Genomic DNA, 17,670 nt, shown 5'->3' with positions numbered 1-17,670 from the left:
CCGGGGCCGTGGTGCGTCCGGGGTCGTGTCAGCGAAGTGCCGTCGCAGACGCTCAGCGTCCGTATCGGTACTTCGATCACTGGGGGCCGGCCGAGGGACGAGTCCGGTGCCGTCCGGGCCGGCGGAGGCCTAGTCCGCCCCGCTCGCCCCACCCGAGGGCGGCCGGATGCGCACGACGCGGTCGTCGGTCGGCGTCACCGGCCCGCCGCCGCCCTTGTTGGCCGTGGTGAACCAGATCAGGCCGTCGGAGGCCACGTCGGTGCCCGTGATGCGCCCGTAGGTGCCCTGCAGCACGGCCTGGGGTGCGCCGACGAACCCGCCCTGGGGCGTCGGGCGCAGCACGAACATCGCACTCGACCCCTGCAGGCCGACGACGAGCGTGCCGGGCAGGGCCGCGCAACCGGCGACGCCGGGCCGCTCGGGCCAGGTCCACGCCGGTGAGGCCGCCGCGTCCGCGCCGGGGGCGACGCCGGGACGCACGGCGAGCAGCACGTCGCGGGCCCCGGCGCGGTCGGTCACCCAGCTGACGCCGGCCGCGGGGTCGGCGCAGACGTCGCCGGGGGAGTGCAGCCCGCTGCCGACGACCGGCGAGGCCGGGTTCGGCGTGCCCGGGACGGGCCGGCCGAACGGGTCGATGCGCAGGAGCTTGCCCGCGAGCGAGGTGGGCGCGGCGGCCGCGGCCGCGTTGCCGGCGTCGCCGGTGGCCACGAGCAGCGTCCCGTCGGGCTCGACACCGATGGCCCCGCGGTTCCCGGACGCCCCGCGCGGGATGCCGCCGAGCACGACCTTGGGGACGTCGCCGGGGGCGATCCGGAACACCGCGTTGCCAGCGGCGGTGGTGCCGTAGGCGTAGATCAGCTGGTCCTCGGCGAAGCTCGGGGAGAGCGCGAGGCTCATCAGCCCGCCGTCGCCCGCCGCGTCGACGGGCACCGTCGCGACCTGCTCGGGTGTCTCGTCGGGCGTGATCCGCAGGATGCGCCCGGTGGTCCGCTCGGCCACCAGGGCCGACGCCCCGCCGGGCAGCGTGACGACCGCCGACAGCGGGTCGAGGCAGGTGGCGACGACCTGCGGGTCCGGGTCCACGCACGGCGGGGGCACCGAGGGGCCCGCGGAGTTCGGCGCGGGCGTCGGCTCGCCGGTCTCGGGGAGCTCGGGCTGGGGCGCCCGCTCCGCCGAGAGGTCGGGTCGCTCGCGCCACGGCTGCGTGCCCGCGTCCGGGAACTGCGCGCAGCCGGCGAGCAGCGCGGTGAACGTCGTCAGCGCGACGATCAGCGCGACCCTGCGGAGCGGACCGGACACGGCACGACACAGTAGGCGTCCCGGGTTCTGCCGGCCGTGAGACGGGGCGGGTCGGGGTCGATCACCGCGCCGCTCCGCCCCGCGCCGACCCGGGGGAGTAGCGTCCGCCGACCGTGAGTCCGGAACCCGTGACCGTCTTGGTACCCCACGACGAGGGCGAGGCCGCGCTCGCCGACATCGACGGCCTCGAGCTCGTCCGCTACGACGAGCAGGCCGACGAGCTCCCCGACGCCGCCGCCCGGGCCGCGGTGCTCATCCCCGGCTTCCTGGCCACGAGCGACGCGCTGGCCCTCGTGGAGCGCTGCCCGCGCCTGCGCCTGGTGCAGCTGCTCTCGGCGGGCGCGGAGCTGTGGGTCGGGCGGCTGCCGGCGGGCGTGCAGCTCTCGGACTGCCAGGGCGCCCACGGCGGCGTCACCGCCGAGTGGGTGCTCGCGGCGACGCTCGCGGTGCTGCGCGAGATCCCGCCGTTCGTGCGCGCCCAGGACGAGCGCCGCTGGGACCAGCACATCACCGACACGCTCACCGGCAAGCGGGTCCTGCTCGTCGGCGCGGGGGACCTCGCCGAGCAGACCGCCCGGCGCCTCGAGACGTTCGACGTCGCCACGATCACCCGTGTCGGGCGCCGCGCGCGTGACGGCGTCCACGCGACGTCCGAGCTGCCCGACCTGCTGGGAGACCACGACGTCGTCGTCCTGCTGGTGCCCCTCACCGACGAGACGCGCGGGCTGGTCGACGCCGCCTTCCTCGCCGCGATGCCCGACGGTGCGCTGCTGGTCAACGCCGCGCGCGGACCGGTGGTCGACACCGACGCCCTGCTCGCGGAGCTGCGCGCGGAGCGCCTGCGCGCCGTGGTCGACGTCGTCGATCCCGAGCCCCTGCCCGTCGACCACCCGCTCTGGACGGCGCCGAACCTGCTGATCACCCCGCACGTCGGCGGCAGCGTCCCCGGCCACCTCGACCGCGCCTACCGCGTCGTGCACACCCAGCTCGCGGCCGTCGCCCGCGGGGAGGACCCGCCGAACCTGGTGATCAACGGGTACTGAACCCGAACACTTACTTGCCAGCCGACACGCAAGTATGTAGAACGGACTCCGACGCCCACGTACCGGACGTGGACGACGTCGGAGCGGAGTGGGCCATGACGGCGTGGACGAGCGTGAGCAGCGGGGCCGGCGAGGAGATCGTGAGCGTCCAGGTCGACGACGGCGACCCCTTCGCGGTCATGACGATGGGCCGGCACACCGCCGTGCTCACGCGCGACGAGTGCCGCCGGATCGCGGACGCCCTGCGCGCCGCGTCCCTGCGGCACCCGCTGCGGTGAGGGGTGCGCCTAGACCGAGCGGACCGCCCCGGTCGCGCCCGAGGTGACGAGCTTGGCGTACGCGCGCAGGGCGCTCGTCAGGGGACGGTGGCGCTCGGCGGCGGGCTGCCAGGGCCGCTCGGAGGCGTCCATCTTGGCGCGGCGCTCGGCGAGCACGTCGTCGTCGACCAGCAGCTCGATGCGCCGGGTGTCGACGTCGAGGAGGATCTCGTCGCCGTCCTGCACGAGCCCGATCGCGCCGCCCGCGGCCGCCTCGGGGGAGACGTGGCCGATGGAGATGCCGCTCGACCCGCCGGAGAAGCGGCCGTCGGTGACCAGCGCGCACACCGCGCCGAGCCCCGCGCCCTTGAGGAACGCGGTCGGGTGCAGCATCTCCTGCATCCCCGGGCCGCCCGCGGGGCCCTCGTAGCGCACGACGAGCACGTCGCCGGGCTGCACCTGCTTGCCGAGGATGACCGAGACGGCCTCCTCCTGGCTCTCGACGACGCGCGCGGGGCCACGGAAGTGCCGCCCGTCCTCGGGCAGGCCGGCGCTCTTGATCACCGCGCCGTCCGGGGACAGGTTCCCGGTCAGCACGGCGAGCCCGCCGTCGGCCGAGAAGGCGTGCCCGACGTCGCGGATGACCCCGTCGACGCCGTCGGTGTCGAGCGACGACCAGCGGTTGGTCGTCGAGAACGGCTCGACCGTGCGGACGCCGCCGGGGGCGGCGTGGAAGAGCTCGACGGCCTCGCCGGACGGGGACCCGCCGCGGATGTCCCAGGCGCCGAGCCACTGCTCGAGCGACGGCGCGTGCACGGCGTGCACGTCGCGGTGCAGCATCCCGCCCCGGTCGAGCTCGCCGAGGATCGCGGGGATCCCCCCGGCACGGTGGACGTCCTCCATGTGGTGCGACGAGTTCGGCGCGACCTTGGCGACGCAGGGCACCCGCCGGCTGACCGCGTCGATGTCGGCGAGGCTGAAGTCCAGCTCGGCCTCGTGGGCGGCGGCGAGGATGTGCAGCACGGTGTTCGTCGAGCCGCCCATGGCGACGTCGAGCGCCATCGCGTTCTCGAAGGCGTGCTTCGAGGCGACGTTGCGCGGCAGCACGGACTCGTCGTCCTCGGCGTAGAAGCGCCGGGCCAGCTCGACCACCGTCCGGCCGGCCTGCAGGAACAGCTCCCGACGGGCGGCGTGCGTCGCCAGCGTCGAGCCGTTGCCGGGCAGCGAGAGGCCCAGCGCCTCGGTCAGGCAGTTCATCGAGTTCGCGGTGAACATGCCCGAGCACGACCCGCACGTGGGGCACGCCGAGCGCTCGACCTCGGTGAGCCCGTCGTCGCTGACCTGCGGCGACGCCGAGGCGGAGATCGCGGTGATGAGGTCGGTCGGCGCCTGGGCGACGCCCTCGACGACGACGGCCTTGCCCGCCTCCATCGGCCCGCCGGACACGAACACCGTCGGGATGTTCAGCCGCATCGCGGCGTTGAGCATGCCCGGGGTGATCTTGTCGCAGTTCGAGATGCACACCAGCGCGTCGACCGCGTGGCCCTGGACCATGTGCTCGACGCCGTCGGCGATCACCTCGCGCGACGGCAGCGAGTGCAGCATCCCGCCGTGACCCATGGCGATGCCGTCGTCCACCGCGATGGTGTGGAACTCGCGCGCGATCCCGCCGGCCTCGCGCACGGCGCCCGCCACGAGCTCGCCCAGCTCCTTGAGGTGCACGTGACCGGGCACGAACTGGGTGTACGAGTTGGCGATCGCGACCAGCGGCTTGCCGAAGTCGGAGTCGGTGAGGCCGGTGGCGCGCCAGAGGGCCCGGGCCCCGGCGGCGTTGCGGCCCTGGGTGGTGACGCGCGAGCGCAGCGGCGGCACGGCAGACCTCGCAGGGAAACGATCAGGCGGTGGACGGTGGCGAGGCTACGCCCGCTCGTCGGCCCCCTCGGCCGGAGCGTCCTCGGCGACCTGCGCCGTCGCGGCCTGCCGCTCCCGCAGCGCCGTGATCCGCATCCGGGCGGCCTCGAGCTCGCGCTCGTGCTCGCGGGCCTCCTCGACCTCCTCGGGGGTCGGCATGGTGATCCGCCCGCCGCTGGCCTGGGCGACGCGGCCGAGGTGCCGCGCGCGCACACCGACCAGGGCCGGCTCCTCACGGTCACCCGCCTCCGGCGCGGCAGCTCCCGCTCCGCTCCGTGCCGCCCCGCCGCGGACGGCCCGGACCCAGCCGCGGTCGGCGACCCGCAGCGTCTCGACGTCGTCCCACGGGATCCGGCGGGAGCCGCCGAGCGTGAGCACGCGCAGGGACGTGTCGTCGACGACCGTCCGCGTGCGGATCACGACCCACGCCAGCGCGACGGGGACGAGCAGGACGAGGAACCAGGGCCCGCCCAGGAACGCGATCGGCGAGATCCCGATCGCCAGCATCCCCACCGCGACCAGGGCCGGGAGGGGGATCGGACGGAAGGTCACGCGCCCCGACGCCGCGTCGATCGTGGTCGTGGTGGTGTCCTCGTTCGTCACCGCACCGATGGTGCCACCACCCCGGTTTGACGACCTGCGGAGCCGCCACCTACTCTCGCCCCCGTGATCCAGCGGCGAATTCTCGTACTCCCGGGGCGCGTCAGCGCCTGACGGGCCTTGCCGCCCGCCGCGAGTTCCTGCTGACGCGCCTGCCCTCTCCGCCTCGAGGCGGTGGGGGCTTTTTCATGTTCGGCCCCAGTTCCACACCCGGTAACGACCGCTTCGAGGCAGACACCCGATGACTCAAGCCAAACCCTCCGCGCCGCCCGGCACCCCGGGCCCGGCCGCGAACGGCGCCGCGACCCGGCGCCCCGCTCCGCGCGTCGGCGCACCCAGCGAGCAGCAGGACACGGTCTCGCAGGAGCCCGTCCGTCCCGACGCCCCGCGTCCCACGCACGTCGACCCCGAGCCCGCCACCGGCGCCCGCTCGCTCGTGCGCTCCCTCGAGTCGGTCGGCTGCGACGTCGTCTTCGGCATCCCGGGCGGCGCGATCCTCCCGGCCTACGACCCGCTGTTCGACTCGACGCTCGTGCGGCACATCCTCGTGCGCCACGAGCAGGGCGCGGGTCACGCCGCCACCGGCTACGCGCAGGCCACGGGGCGGGTCGGGGTGTGCATCGCGACCTCCGGGCCGGGGGCGACCAACCTCGTCACCCCGCTCGCCGACGCGATGCTCGACTCGGTGCCGGTCGTCGCGATCACCGGTCAGGTCGGGCGCAAGCTCATCGGCACCGACGCGTTCCAGGAAGCCGACATCTGCGGCATCACGATGCCGATCACCAAGCACAACATGCTGGTGACCGACCCCGCGGACATCCCGCGGGCGATCGCGGAGGCGTTCCACATCGCGTCGACGGGACGTCCCGGGCCGGTCCTCGTGGACCTGCCCAAGGACGTCCTGCAGGCGCAGACGACCTTCAGCTGGCCGGTCGAGACCCGGCTGCCCGGCTACCGGCCGACGACCCGGCCGCACTCCAAGCAGATCGCCGCGGCCGCCCGCCTCGTGCGCGAGGCGCGGCGTCCCGTCCTCTACGTCGGCGGCGGCGTCATCAAGGCCGAGGCCTCCACCGAGCTCCTCGACCTCGCCGACGAGACCGGCGCGCCCGTGGTCACCACGCTCATGGCCCGCGGCGCCTTCCCCGACGGCCACCGCCAGAACCTGGGGATGCCGGGCATGCACGGCACCGTCGCCGCGGTCGCGGCGATGCAGAAGTCGGACCTCCTCATCGCGCTGGGGGCCCGCTTCGACGACCGTGTGACGGGCGATCTGTCGACCTTCGCGCCGGACGCGAAGATCATCCACGCCGACGTCGACCCGGCCGAGATCGGCAAGAACCGCCCCGCGGACGTGCCGATCGTCGGCGACGCCCGCGAGGTGATCACCGAGCTCACCGGCGCCCTGCGCTCCGGGGAGTCCGACCGCGAGGAGCGCCACGAGCGGCTCCGGCCCTGGTGGGAGCAGCTGGAGGGCTGGCGGCAGACGTTCCCGCTCGGCTACGACGACCCCGCCGACGGCACCCTCTCGCCCGAGTACGTCATCGAGCGGATCGGGGCCATCGCCGGACCGGACGCGATCTACGCCGCGGGCGTGGGCCAGCACCAGATGTGGGCCGCGCAGTTCATCCGCTACGAGAAGCCGCGCACGTGGCTCAACTCCGGCGGCGCCGGGACCATGGGCTACGGCGTGCCCGCCGCGATGGGCGCGAAGGTCGGGATGCCCGACACCACGGTGTGGTGCATCGACGGCGACGGCTGCTTCCAGATGACCAACCAGGAGCTCGCGACCTGCGCGATCGAGGGCATCCCGATCAAGGTCGCGGTCATCAACAACGGCAACCTCGGCATGGTCCGCCAGTGGCAGACCCTGTTCTACGAGGAGCGCTACTCGAACACCGAGCTCGGCACCCACAAGCACCGCGTGCCGGACTTCGTCATGCTCGCCCAGGCGCTCGGGTGCGAGGGCCTGCGCTGCGAGTCGAAGGACGACGTCGACCGGGTGATCGAGCAGGCGATGGCGATCGACGACCGTCCCGTCGTCATCGACTTCACCGTCGGCGCCGACGCGCAGGTCTGGCCGATGGTCGCCGCCGGCACCGGCAACGACCAGATCATGGCCGCGCGCGACATCCGCCCGCTGTTCGACGACCCGGAGACGGGTGGAGCCGACGAGGTTGCCAATAAGGAGTTGGGCTCAGCGTGACCACGACCCACACGCTCTCGGTGCTCGTCGAGGACAAGCCCGGCGTGCTCGCCCGCATCTCCGGGCTGTTCTCGCGGCGCGGCTACAACATCCAGTCGCTGGCCGTGGGCCCCACCGAGGAGGAGGGGATCTCGCGGATGACGATCTGCGTCACCGTCGACGACTTCCCCCTCGAGCAGGTCACGAAGCAGCTCAACAAGCTCGTGCACGTCATCAAGATCGTCGAGCTGGAGCCGACCACGTCGGTGCAGCGCGAGCTCGTCATGATGAAGATCCGTGCCGACGCCAGCGTGCGCTCGCAGGTCCTCGAGGTGACGCAGATGTTCCGCGCCAAGGTCGTCGACGTCTCGCCCGAGGCGGTCACGGTCGAGGCCACCGGCACCGAGGACAAGCTGAACGCCCTGCGCCGGATGCTCGAGCCCTACGGCATCCGCGAGGTCGTCCAGTCCGGCATGGTCGCGCTGTCCCGCGGCCCGCGGTCGATCGCCGCCCACCACCGCTAGATTCGGTTCCCGTACTCCGTTCCCGGAAGGAAGTAGTCCCGCCCATGAGTGCCCCGACCACCGGCAACGCCGAGGTCTTCTACGACAGCGACGCCGACCTCTCGATCATCCAGGGGCGCAAGGTCGCCGTCATCGGCTACGGCAGCCAGGGCCACGCCCACGCGCTGTCGCTGCGCGACTCGGGCGTCGACGTGCGGGTCGGCCTGCCGGAGACCTCGAAGAGCCGCGCCGACGCCCAGGAGGAGGGCCTGCGCGTCGTCACGCCGGCCGAGGCCTCCGCCGAGGCCGACGTGATCATGATCCTGGCGCCGGACACCAAGCAGCGCACGATCTACGCCGAGGACATCGCGCCGAACCTCGAGTCCGGCAACGCGCTGTTCTTCGGCCACGGCTTCAACATCCGCTACGACCTGATCGCGCCGCCCTCGGACGTCGACGTCGCGATGGTCGCCCCGAAGGGGCCCGGCCACCTGGTGCGCCGCCAGTTCGTCGACGGCAAGGGCGTGCCGTGCCTCATCGCCGTCGAGCAGGACGCGACGGGCGGCGCCCAGGCGCTCGCCCTGTCCTACGCCGCGGCCATCGGCGGCGCGCGCGCCGGCGTCATCAAGACGACCTTCACCGAGGAGACCGAGACCGACCTCTTCGGCGAGCAGGCCGTGCTCTGCGGCGGCACGTCGGCGCTGGTCCAGGCCGGGTTCGAGACGCTGGTCAACGCCGGCTACCAGCCCGAGATCGCCTACTTCGAGTGCCTCCACGAGCTCAAGCTGATCGTGGACCTCATGTACGAGAAGGGCATCTACGGCCAGCGCTGGAGCTGCTCGGACACCGCCGAGTACGGCGACCTCACCCGTGGCCCGCGCATCATCAACGCCGCGGTGAAGGAGGAGATGGGCCGCGTCCTCTCCGAGATCCAGGACGGCTCGTTCGCCCGCGAGTGGGTCGCCGAGGACGACAACGGCCGCCCGAACTTCACCAAGCTCGAGGAGGAGGGCAAGGCCCACCAGATCGAGCAGGTCGGCGCCAAGCTCCGCGGCCTCATGCCCTGGATGGCGCGCCCGACGACGTAGTCGCCCGCTCGCTCGGATGCGCGCCGCGCGCGGCGTCCGGAGCAGCGTGTCTGGTGAACGAACGGCGCTCTCGCTGCTTCCGAAGCAGCGAGAGCGCCGTTCGTTCGTCACGCCGTGACCCTGTGAATCGGTTCACGACGGGTCGGTAAGCTCGCCGTGAGTGCGGGACGATCAGGCCCGTACGCACGTCGGCGTGTGTGACATCGAGTAGGTGCAGGGCTCGTCGGCGTGGGCCGCCGACCCCCCGGGAGCGATCACACGTGACCACCGCCGCCAGCAAGCCCGTCGTCCTGATGGCCGAGAAGCTCGCGCCGTCGACGCTGGAGGTGTTCGGCGACGAGGTCGAGGTCCGCTCCGTCGACGGCACCGACCGTGCCGCGCTGCTGGACGCCGTCGCGACGGCCGACGCCCTGCTCGTGCGGTCGGCGACGCAGGTCGACGCCGAGGTCTTCGACGCCGCGAAGCAGCTGAAGATCGTGGGCCGCGCCGGGGTGGGGCTCGACAACGTCGAGGTCCCGGCGGCGACGTCCCACGGCGTCATGGTGGTCAACGCCCCCACGTCGAACATCGTCTCCGCCGCGGAGCACGCGCTCGCGCTGCTGCTGGCCACCGCCCGCCACATCCCGCAGGCCGACGCGAGCCTGCGCGACGGCAGGTGGGAGCGCAGCAAGCTCTCCGGCGTCGAGATCCAGGGCAAGACGGTCGGCGTCATCGGCCTCGGCAAGATCGGCCAGCTCTTCGCGGCACGCATCGCATCGTTCGGCACGCACGTCATCGCGTACGACCCCTACCTGCCGCAGAGCCGCGCGGCGCAGCTGGGCATCGAGCTCGTGGAGCTCGACGAGCTGCTCGCCCGTGCGGACATGATGACCATCCACCTGCCGAAGACCCCGGAGACCCAGGGCCTCATCGGCAAGGAGGCGCTGGCCAAGACCAAGCCGGGCGTCATCATCGTCAACGCCGCGCGCGGCGGGCTGGTCGACGAGGACGCGCTGGCCGAGGCCGTCCGCTCCGGCCACGTCGCCGGCGCCGGCATCGACGTCTACGTCACCGAGCCGACGACGAGCTCGCCGCTGTTCGAGCTCCCGCAGGTGACGGTGACGCCGCACCTGGGGGCGTCGACCGCGGAGGCCCAGGACCGCGCCGGCACCGACGTCGCCCACTCCGTGCTCGCCGGCCTGCGCGGCGACTTCGTCCCCGACGCCGTGAACGTCTCCGGCGGCGCGGTGGGCGAGGAGGTCCGGCCGTGGCTGGGCATCACGCAGAAGCTCGGCATCCTGCTCTCCGACCTCGTCGGGGCCCCGGCCGAGCTGCAGGTGCAGGTGCGGGGCGAGCTCGCCCACGAGGACGTCTCGGTGCTCGCGCTGGCGGCGCTGCGCGGGGTGTTCGGCGAGGTCGTCGACGAGCCCGTCACCTTCGTCAACGCCCCGGCCCTGGCCGAGGAGCGTGGCGTCGCCGCGACCGTCGAGACCGCGACCGAGAGCCCGAACCACCGCAGCATGGTGACCCTGCGGACCGTGCGCGACGGGTCGGACGGCTCCGACGCGGTCACGGTCTCGGGCACCCTGACCGGCGAGGACGAGGTCGAGAAGCTCGTCGAGATCAACGGCCGCAGCTTCGACCTGCGCGCCGAGGGCCACGTGCTGCTGTTCGAGTACTCCGACCGCCCGGGCGCCATGGGCACCGTCGGCACGATGCTCGGCGAGTCGGACGTCAACATCGAGGCCGCCCAGCTCTCGCAGCAGCGCGACAGGTCGTCGTCGATCATGCTGCTGCGCGTCGACCAGCCCGTCGGGTCCGAGGTGCTCGAGACGATCGGCCAGGCACTGGACGCGCGGACGACGCGGCTGATCACCTTCGACTGATCCGCCCGGGTCGGCGGAGATCCTGTGGGGCCGTTCCGCCGATCAAACCCCGCCGGGCGCAGCAACCCCGTCGGAGAGCGCATTCCTACGATCCGGCGATCCGGTTCCGTGATCGACCGACACGCCTAGTAGTCTCCCCGGGTCAGCCCCGGTCACCCCGTCGCGGGGCGACCCGCTCGGTGGAGGTTGTTGCGGATGCGACTCGCGGTGGTGCCCGGGGACGGCATCGGTCCCGAGGTCGTCGGCGAAGCGCTGAAGGTTCTGGACGAGGTCGCCCCCTCGGTGGAGGCGACGCAGTACGACCTCGGCGCCGCGCGGTGGCACTCGACGGGGGAGCTCCTTCCCGAGTCGGTGCTCTCCGAGCTGCGCGAGCACGACGCGATCCTGCTCGGCGCGGTGGGCGACCCGTCGGTGCCCAGCGGCATCCTCGAGCGCGGCCTGCTGCTGCGGCTGCGCTTCGAGCTCGACCACCACGTCAACCTGCGCCCCGCCCGGCTCTACCCGGGCGTGCGGGGGCCGCTCTCGGGCAACGCCGAGATCGACCTCGTCGTGGTCCGCGAGGGCACCGAAGGCCCGTACGCGGGCACCGGCGGGCTGCTGCGCAAGGACACCCCGCAGGAGATCGCCACCGAGGTCAGCGTCAACACCGCGTTCGGCGTCGAGCGCGTCGTGCGGGACGCCTTCACGCGCGCCAACAACCGCCCGCGCCGCAAGCTCACGCTCGTGCACAAGACCAACGTGCTCACCCACGCCGGCTCGCTGTGGTCGCGCGTGGTCGAGGAGGTCTCGCTCGAGCACCCGGAGGTCTCGGTCGACTACCAGCACGTCGACTCGACGACGATCCACCTGGTCACCGACCCGTCGCGCTACGACGTGATCGTCACCGACAACCTGTTCGGCGACATCCTCACCGACCTCGCGGCCGCGGTCACGGGCGGCATCGGCCTCGCCGCCTCGGGCAACCTCGACGTCTCGCGCGCCAACCCGAGCATGTTCGAGCCCGTGCACGGCTCCGCGCCGGACATCGCGGGCAAGGGCATCGCCGACCCGACCGCCGCGATCCTGTCGGTGGCCCTGCTGCTCGACCACCTCGGCGAGCCCGAGCTCGCCCGCCGCGTCGAGGCGGCCGTCGCCTTCGACCTCGCCACCCGCGACCACACCAACCCGGGCGGCACCTCGGCGGTCGGCGACCGTCTCGCGGCCCTGGTCTCCTCGACCGCGGGCACCCGCACCCCCGCCTAGTCGAAGGTCTGCGGGAAGCGCGCTGACACGGCTTCGCTCGTGTCAGCCTGGCGTCCACGCTGACGTTGAACGTCAGAAAAGGCACCACGATCATGAACGCCCGGTGGTGGGAGATGCTGGTCGCCGGCGTCGAGATCGCCTGCGGCGTCGGGATCGCGGCGTACTTCGTCGTCGTCGGCGTGACGGCCGAGGGGCCGGACCGCACGGTCGTCGACCGCGCCTTCCCGTTCGTGCTCGCCGCGCTGGGGCCTGCGGTGTTGGGCGTGATGGCCTGGCGCAGCCTCCGACGGGCCCGGGCGACACCGGCACGACCGCAAGATCGTGGGGACTTTCCTGACGTTGAACGCCAGCGTGGCCGCCACGCTGACACGCCAGCGACCACGCCGGCGCCTCCGACCCCGCCGCAACCGCCGACCCCGCCGGAGCTGTCGCCGCAGGGGCGGGCGGCGACGGAGCGGTTGCTGCGGGAGCTCGGCGAGGCCGGTGTGCTCCCGACCGCCCCCGACGTCGACGCGATCGCCGAGGCCGTCGCCGACGCGGGCGAGCCGCCGACCGCCGGGTCGGTGCTCGGCGCGATCGGGGAGGCCGCGTTCTGGCACCCCGGGTTCGACGCCGAGCCGCACCTCGCGGACCTCGCGTTCCACGACGGCCACGTCGAGCAGTTCGCCGACACCCTGCGCGACCAGGTCGACGACCTCGCCCGGCTGGTCGGTGACGCGCTCGCCGTGCAGCTCGAGCACGTCGAGATCACCGACGACCGGCGCCACGACCTGCGTCTGCGTCTGGGCGACGACGTGGCGGACCTCGACTACGCCGGCCACGTCAAGTACCTCAGCAACGTCCTGCACGTCGAGGTCGCCCGCGCCGCGCACGCCGCCGGCACCCGTCTCGCGTGGCTGTGGGTCGACCAGGGCGTGTACCTCGCCGTGCCGGCCACGGGCCTCGCGGAGCTGAACGCCGTCGCCCCGGACCACGAGCGGTGGTCGTGGGTGGACGAGGACGAGCCGATGGCCGCCGGCGCGGTCTGAGCACCCCGCCGGATAGGGTCGGCGGCCGTGCGCCTCGCCCGGATCGCCCATGCCGAGGGCGTCTCGTTCGCCGCCCTGCAGTCCGCCTCGACCGCCGGGGGCGAGCCCGAGTCCTCCGCCGACGTCTGCGCCGAGATCGCCGAGCACCCGTTCGGCGACCCGACCTTCACGGGACGGACCTGGCCGCTCGCCGACGTCCGGCTGCTCGCGCCGATCCTGCCCACCAAGGTCGTCTGCATCGGCAAGAACTACGCCGCGCACGTCGACGAGATGGGCGGCGAGGCCCCGCCGGCCCCGCTGATCTTCATGAAGCCCTCGACGAGCGTCATCGGGCCCGGCCTGGCGATCCAGCTGCCGCCGGACTCCCAGCGCGTCGACTTCGAGGGCGAGCTGGCGATCGTCATCGGCCGGCCGTGCCGCGACGTCCCCGAGGCCCGCGCCCGCGACGTCGTGCTCGGCTACACCGTCGCCAACGACGTCACCGCGCGGGACCTGCAGCAGTCCGACGGGCAGTGGACGCGGGCCAAGGGCTACGACTCGTTCTGCCCGCTGGGGCCGTGGATCGAGACGACGATCGACCCGGACGACCTCGCGATCCGCACCGAGCTCGACGGCGAGGTCCGGCAGGACTCCCGCACGCACCTGCTGCTGCACCCGATCGACGAGCTGATCGCCTACATCTCCCGGGTCATGACGCTCCTGCCCGGCGACGTGATCCTCACCGGCACGCCGTCCGGCGTCGGACCCATGACCGCCGGTCAGCAGGTCAGCGTCACCGTCGAGGGCATCGGCACGCTCACCAACCCGGTCCAGGCGCGATAGCTACGCTGGAACGGGATCGATCCGGGAGAAGGAGCAGGCGCAGGTGGTGGAGACGGCCGGGACACCGGAGCCGGACTGGGTGTCGACGATGGCCGACGAGGTGATCGAGCGTGCCGGGCCGGAGAGCAGGATCGTCTGCGCGTCCGGCCTGAGCCCCTCGGGCCCGATCCACCTCGGCAACCTGCGCGAGGTCATGACGCCGCACCTCGTCGCCGACGAGATCCGCCGCCGCGGGCACGACTGCGAGCACCTGGTCTCCTGGGACGACTACGACCGCTTCCGCCGCGTCCCCGCCGGCATCGACCCGTCGTGGTCCGAGCACATCGGCAAGCCGCTCTCGGAGGTCCCGGCGCCGTTCGGCAGCCCGTACGAGAACTGGGCTGACCACTTCAAGGCCCCGATGATCGCCGCGCTCGAGGAGCTGGGCGTGCCGTTCCGCGGCATCAGCCAGACCGCGATGTACACCTCGGGCGCCTACCGCGACCAGGTGCTGCTCGCGATGCGCGAGCGCGCGACGATCGACGGCATCCTCGGCCGCTTCCGCACGAAGAAGAAGGACGCGGAGGACGACGACCCCGACGATGACGCCGACGTCGTGAACAGCGCCGAGTACTTCCCGTTCAAGCCCTACTGCGGCGGCTGCGGGCGCGACGACACGACGATCACCGCGTACGACGACGACACCACCGCGATGACGTACACGTGCGCCTGCGGGTTCTCCGAGACGGTGCCGCTGCGCGAGTTCACCCGCGGCAAGCTGGTGTGGAAGGTCGACTGGCCGATGCGCTGGTCGTACGAGGGCGTGCACTTCGAGCCCTCCGGGGTCGACCACTCCTCGCCCGGCTCGTCGTACCAGGTCGGCGGGCTGATCGTGGACGAGGTCTTCCGCGGCCGGCAGCCCATCGGGCCCATGTACGCCTTCGTCGGCATCACCGGGCAGGCGAAGATGTCCAGCTCCCGCGGCGCGGTGCCCACCCCGGGCGACGCCCTGGCGATCCTCGAGACACCGGTGCTGCGGTGGCTGTTCGCGCGCCGTCGGCCCAACCAGGCCATCAAGGTCGCCTTCGACGCGGAGCTGCACCGCCTCTACGACGAGTGGGACGCCCTGGAGCGCAAGGTCGCGGCCGGGACGGCGGGCGGGATCGAGACCACTGGGCACGTCCGCGCGGTGAGCACCGCCGAGCGCGCGCTGCCCCGCACCCCGGAGCCCGTCTCCTACCGCACGCTCGCCTCGGTCGTCGACATCACCGCCGGCGACCCGGCCCAGCTCGAGCGCATCCTCGCCGGGCTCGGCGTCACCCTCGACGGCGCGCGCCCGCGCCTCGACCGGGTCACCCAGTGGGTCGAGAGCTACATGCCCGAGGATGCGCACACCCGCGTGCGCGACGAGCCCGACACCGCACTGCTCGCCTCCCTCGACGAGCAGGACCGCGAGGCCGTGGCGATGCTGCGCGACCACCTCACCGACGACTGGTCGCTCGACGGGCTCACCACGCTCGTCTACGGCGTGCCCAAGAAGCAGGCCGGTCTGCCGCTCGACGTGAAGCCCACCGACGAGCTCAAGGCGGCCCAGCGCCGCTTCTTCGTCGTCGTCTACCGGTTGCTGGTCGGCGCCGACACCGGGCCGCGCCTGCCCACGTTGCTCCTCGCCGCCGGTCCCGAGCGCGTCCGGCACCTGCTCGGCGGCTGACGAGCCGAACATTCCCCCGATCGGACCGATAACGGCGACCGGTCGGCGCACGACATCGGGGTGGAACCGCGCGCATCGGACGCGGACCTCACTCACCATGTCCGTCGCCCAGGGGGAGAAGCGTGTCCGCGAAGGGTCTGTTCGCCGGAGCCGTCGTCGTCATCGCCGTCGTCGGTGGCTGCAACGCCTCGCACGATGACGCCCGCACCTCGGCGGCGTCGTCCCCGGCGGCGTCGTCCCCGGCAGCGGTCCCCGTGACCGCGCCGACCTCGTCCTCGTCCTCGTCCGGCTGGTCGGCGCCGAGCGCGGCCGGGGCGTCCCCCGTGACCACCGCGTCGCACGTCGCCCGGGTCATCGATGGCGACTCGTTCGCGCTCGACAACGGCGACGAGGTCCGCGTGCTCGGCATCGACTCGTGCGAGATGTCGACCGACGAGGGCGACGACGCGAAGTCGGCGGCCGAGGGCTTCCTGACGGGCGCGCAGGTCACCCTGACCGCCGAGCCCGGCGTCGACCGCGACCGCTACGGCCGCATGCTGCGCTACGTCTCCACGACCTACGGCAGCGACATGGGCGAGTACATGGTCACCGGCTCCCACACGGCGGTGTACGAGGGCCACAACGACGCGTCCGCGAGCCGTCTGGCGCGGCTGCGCTCGCTGGACACGGGCGGGCGCACCTGCGACGAGCCGGACTACACGCCGGCGCCCGACCCCGTCTACGTCCCGGACACGTCGGACGACGACGGCACGTACGTCCCCTCGCCCGGTCGGCGCCACACCGGCAACACCGGACACCCCTGCCTGCCCGGCGAGCGGGACGGCGACAACGACGGCTACTGCGGCGAGGGCCGCTGACGCCGGGAGCGAGGGACGCCCTGGGTGCGGGGGACGCCCCGAGTGCGGGGGACGCCCTGGGTGCGGGGGACGCCGAGGGTGCGAGGGACGCCGAGGGAGCGAGGGACGCCCTGGCTGCGTCGCACGCAGCGGAGGCGTCCATCGCTCCGCCAGGCGCGGGAGATCGCCGCGCCGCCGGAGATCGCTCTGCATCCGCGTGGGAGATCAGGGGCGCGTGGTGCACCGGGGCAGCCGGGAACCCCTCGATGAGGTGCTCCTGATCATGCTGGGGCGTCGCATCGGCGCCCGGCCCGCCCACGACCGGCACGTTGCGCATGATCGACAGGCGCCGCAGCCTGCGGAATGTGCCCCTCGCGAGGCGCCGAGGACCGAGGGCCGCCCCGACTGCGTCGCACGCAGCGAAGGCGCCCCTCGCGCCCCACGCGACGCAGCGAGGGCGCCCCTCGCTCCCGGCGCGACGCAGCGAAGGCGCCCCTCGCTCCCTACCCCGAACGCCGACGCCAGCCACGTCAGCGCAGGAAGCTCCCGAGCACGCCGCCGACGCCGCCCTGGCCCGCCTGCTGGCCACCGCCCTGCCCGCCGACGCCGCCGACGCCGGCGCCCGCCGGGACCTCCTCGGAGGGCTGGACGATCACGAAGCCGTGTCCCGAGAAGCCCATCGTGAAGGCCTCGCCGGTGGTGCGGCCGAAGAGCGTGCCGAGGCCGACCTGGTCGGCGCGGTGCACGCCGGTCTGCAGCCCCGCCGACCAGGCGACGGCGGCCTGGGGGTCGGCGAAGGTGGGCTGGTCGACGGTGAGGACCACCGGCGTGCCCTTGCACGTGATCGCCAGCCGGCCCCGTCCCGAGAAGACGCAGTTGAACAGCCCCGCTCCCGACATCATCCCGGCGCCCTGCACCATCTGGATGTCGTAGGACAGCGACGGCTCGAAGGCGAGCACGTTCTTGCCGTTGATCGACAGCGCGTCGTGCGGGCCCTCGAGGTCGATGAGGTGCACGTCCTGGGCCGCGTCGGCGAGGAAGACGTCGCCCCGGCCCGTGACCTTCATCAGCGGCACGCCCTCGCCGGTCAGCTGCTGCTTGATGAAGCCGCCGATCCCCCCGGACCCCAGCGCCTCGAAGTGCACCTGACCCTGGAACGCGACCATCGAGCCCTGCCGGGCGAGGAACTCGCCGTTGAGCTCGGCCTTGAGCATCTTCGAGTTCTGCAGACGCAGGCCCGGCTGCGCGGACTCCTGCTCCTGGTTCTCCGGGGCGAACAGGTTGCTGCGCATGCGGTGAGTCTG

At 73.2% G+C, this 17,670-nt stretch carries 15 protein-coding genes; 11 read left to right on the top strand and 4 right to left on the bottom strand.

Annotation, left to right across the window (positions count from 1 at the left end; genetic code table 11):
- Positions 1-129 precede the first annotated feature (129 nt).
- The gene (locus ACR9E3_RS13955) at positions 130-1,299 is read right to left on the bottom strand and encodes a PQQ-dependent sugar dehydrogenase (RefSeq protein ID WP_460380887.1); all 1,170 of its coding nucleotides are present in this window, start codon (positions 1,297-1,299) and stop codon (positions 130-132) included.
- A gap of 128 nt (positions 1,300-1,427) precedes the next feature.
- Here ACR9E3_RS13955 and ACR9E3_RS13950 point away from each other — a divergent pair, with 128 nt between their 5' ends.
- Both ACR9E3_RS13950 and ACR9E3_RS13945 read left to right on the top strand, forming a co-directional pair.
- Positions 1,428-2,342 carry a 2-hydroxyacid dehydrogenase gene (locus ACR9E3_RS13950; RefSeq protein WP_460380886.1) on the top strand — a complete coding sequence of 305 codons (915 nt, stop codon included), beginning with the start codon at positions 1,428-1,430 and terminating at the stop codon, positions 2,340-2,342.
- Between the two features lie 95 nt (positions 2,343-2,437).
- The gene (locus tag ACR9E3_RS13945; protein ID WP_460380885.1) at positions 2,438-2,620 is read left to right on the top strand and encodes a hypothetical protein; all 183 of its coding nucleotides are present in this window, start codon (positions 2,438-2,440) and stop codon (positions 2,618-2,620) included.
- Between the two features lie 9 nt (positions 2,621-2,629).
- Here ACR9E3_RS13945 and ilvD read toward each other — a convergent pair whose 3' ends face one another.
- Positions 2,630-4,471, bottom strand: a complete 1,842-nt coding sequence (gene ilvD, locus ACR9E3_RS13940) for a dihydroxy-acid dehydratase (RefSeq protein ID WP_460380884.1) — start codon at positions 4,469-4,471, stop codon at positions 2,630-2,632.
- A gap of 45 nt (positions 4,472-4,516) precedes the next feature.
- Entirely contained in the window at positions 4,517-5,113 is a 597-nt protein-coding gene (locus tag ACR9E3_RS13935) for a PH domain-containing protein (RefSeq protein WP_460380883.1), read from the bottom strand.
- 238 nt (positions 5,114-5,351) lie between these two features.
- On the opposite strand from ACR9E3_RS13935, the gene ACR9E3_RS13930 reads away from it, so the two are divergent.
- From ACR9E3_RS13930 to ACR9E3_RS13890, 9 genes are all read left to right on the top strand, one after another.
- Positions 5,352-7,313: an acetolactate synthase large subunit gene (locus ACR9E3_RS13930; protein ID WP_460380882.1), complete on the top strand. Its 1,962-nt coding sequence runs from the start codon at positions 5,352-5,354 to the stop codon at positions 7,311-7,313.
- A complete protein-coding gene (gene ilvN / locus ACR9E3_RS13925; RefSeq protein WP_285655883.1) occupies positions 7,310-7,816 on the top strand; it encodes an acetolactate synthase small subunit in 507 nt (168 codons plus the stop codon). Before ACR9E3_RS13930 ends, ilvN begins: the two co-directional genes overlap by 4 nt.
- A 44-nt stretch (positions 7,817-7,860) precedes the next feature.
- Positions 7,861-8,883: a ketol-acid reductoisomerase gene (ilvC, locus tag ACR9E3_RS13920; RefSeq protein ID WP_460380880.1), complete on the top strand. Its 1,023-nt coding sequence runs from the start codon at positions 7,861-7,863 to the stop codon at positions 8,881-8,883.
- A gap of 293 nt (positions 8,884-9,176) precedes the next feature.
- Entirely contained in the window at positions 9,177-10,748 is a 1,572-nt protein-coding gene (gene serA / locus ACR9E3_RS13915; RefSeq protein WP_460381009.1) for a phosphoglycerate dehydrogenase, read from the top strand.
- Between the two features lie 195 nt (positions 10,749-10,943).
- Entirely contained in the window at positions 10,944-11,990 is a 1,047-nt protein-coding gene (locus ACR9E3_RS13910; RefSeq protein ID WP_460380879.1) for a 3-isopropylmalate dehydrogenase, read from the top strand.
- 92 nt (positions 11,991-12,082) lie between these two features.
- Positions 12,083-13,018 carry a hypothetical protein gene (locus ACR9E3_RS13905; RefSeq protein ID WP_460380878.1) on the top strand — a complete coding sequence of 312 codons (936 nt, stop codon included), beginning with the start codon at positions 12,083-12,085 and terminating at the stop codon, positions 13,016-13,018.
- Positions 13,019-13,045: 27 nt separating this feature from the next.
- Positions 13,046-13,840, top strand: a complete 795-nt coding sequence (locus ACR9E3_RS13900; RefSeq protein ID WP_460380876.1) for a fumarylacetoacetate hydrolase family protein — start codon at positions 13,046-13,048, stop codon at positions 13,838-13,840.
- A gap of 43 nt (positions 13,841-13,883) precedes the next feature.
- Positions 13,884-15,530 (top strand): lysine--tRNA ligase, encoded by a 1,647-nt coding sequence (gene lysS / locus ACR9E3_RS13895; RefSeq protein ID WP_460380875.1) that lies wholly within the window; start codon positions 13,884-13,886, stop codon positions 15,528-15,530.
- Between the two features lie 122 nt (positions 15,531-15,652).
- The gene (locus tag ACR9E3_RS13890; protein WP_460380874.1) at positions 15,653-16,387 is read left to right on the top strand and encodes a thermonuclease family protein; all 735 of its coding nucleotides are present in this window, start codon (positions 15,653-15,655) and stop codon (positions 16,385-16,387) included.
- 509 nt (positions 16,388-16,896) lie between these two features.
- On the opposite strand, the gene ACR9E3_RS13885 is transcribed toward ACR9E3_RS13890, so the two are convergent.
- On the bottom strand, positions 16,897-17,658 hold the full coding sequence (locus ACR9E3_RS13885; RefSeq protein WP_460380873.1) for an AIM24 family protein: 762 nt from the start codon (positions 17,656-17,658) through the stop codon (positions 16,897-16,899).
- Positions 17,659-17,670: the final 12 nt, after the last annotated feature.

The sequence above is a fragment of the Actinomycetospora sp. C-140 genome (assembly GCF_054796175.1).
Note: the sequence above shows the minus strand (reverse complement) of the source record. Positions and strands in the feature narration are given on the sequence as shown.

What these genes read in the sequence shown, in the direction of transcription:
- ACR9E3_RS13905 (WP_460380878.1), top strand. Translation starts at nt 12,083, where the DNA reads ATGAACGCCCGGTGGTGGGAGATGCTGGTCGCCGGCGTCGAGATCGCC.
- ACR9E3_RS13910 (WP_460380879.1), top strand. Translation starts at nt 10,944, where the DNA reads ATGCGACTCGCGGTGGTGCCCGGGGACGGCATCGGTCCCGAGGTCGTC.
- ACR9E3_RS13885 (WP_460380873.1), bottom strand. Translation starts at nt 17,658, where the DNA reads ATGCGCAGCAACCTGTTCGCCCCGGAGAACCAGGAGCAGGAGTCCGCG.
- serA (WP_460381009.1), top strand. Translation starts at nt 9,177, where the DNA reads ATGGCCGAGAAGCTCGCGCCGTCGACGCTGGAGGTGTTCGGCGACGAG.
- ilvC (WP_460380880.1), top strand. Translation starts at nt 7,861, where the DNA reads ATGAGTGCCCCGACCACCGGCAACGCCGAGGTCTTCTACGACAGCGAC.
- ACR9E3_RS13945 (WP_460380885.1), top strand. Translation starts at nt 2,438, where the DNA reads ATGACGGCGTGGACGAGCGTGAGCAGCGGGGCCGGCGAGGAGATCGTG.
- ACR9E3_RS13930 (WP_460380882.1), top strand. Translation starts at nt 5,352, where the DNA reads ATGACTCAAGCCAAACCCTCCGCGCCGCCCGGCACCCCGGGCCCGGCC.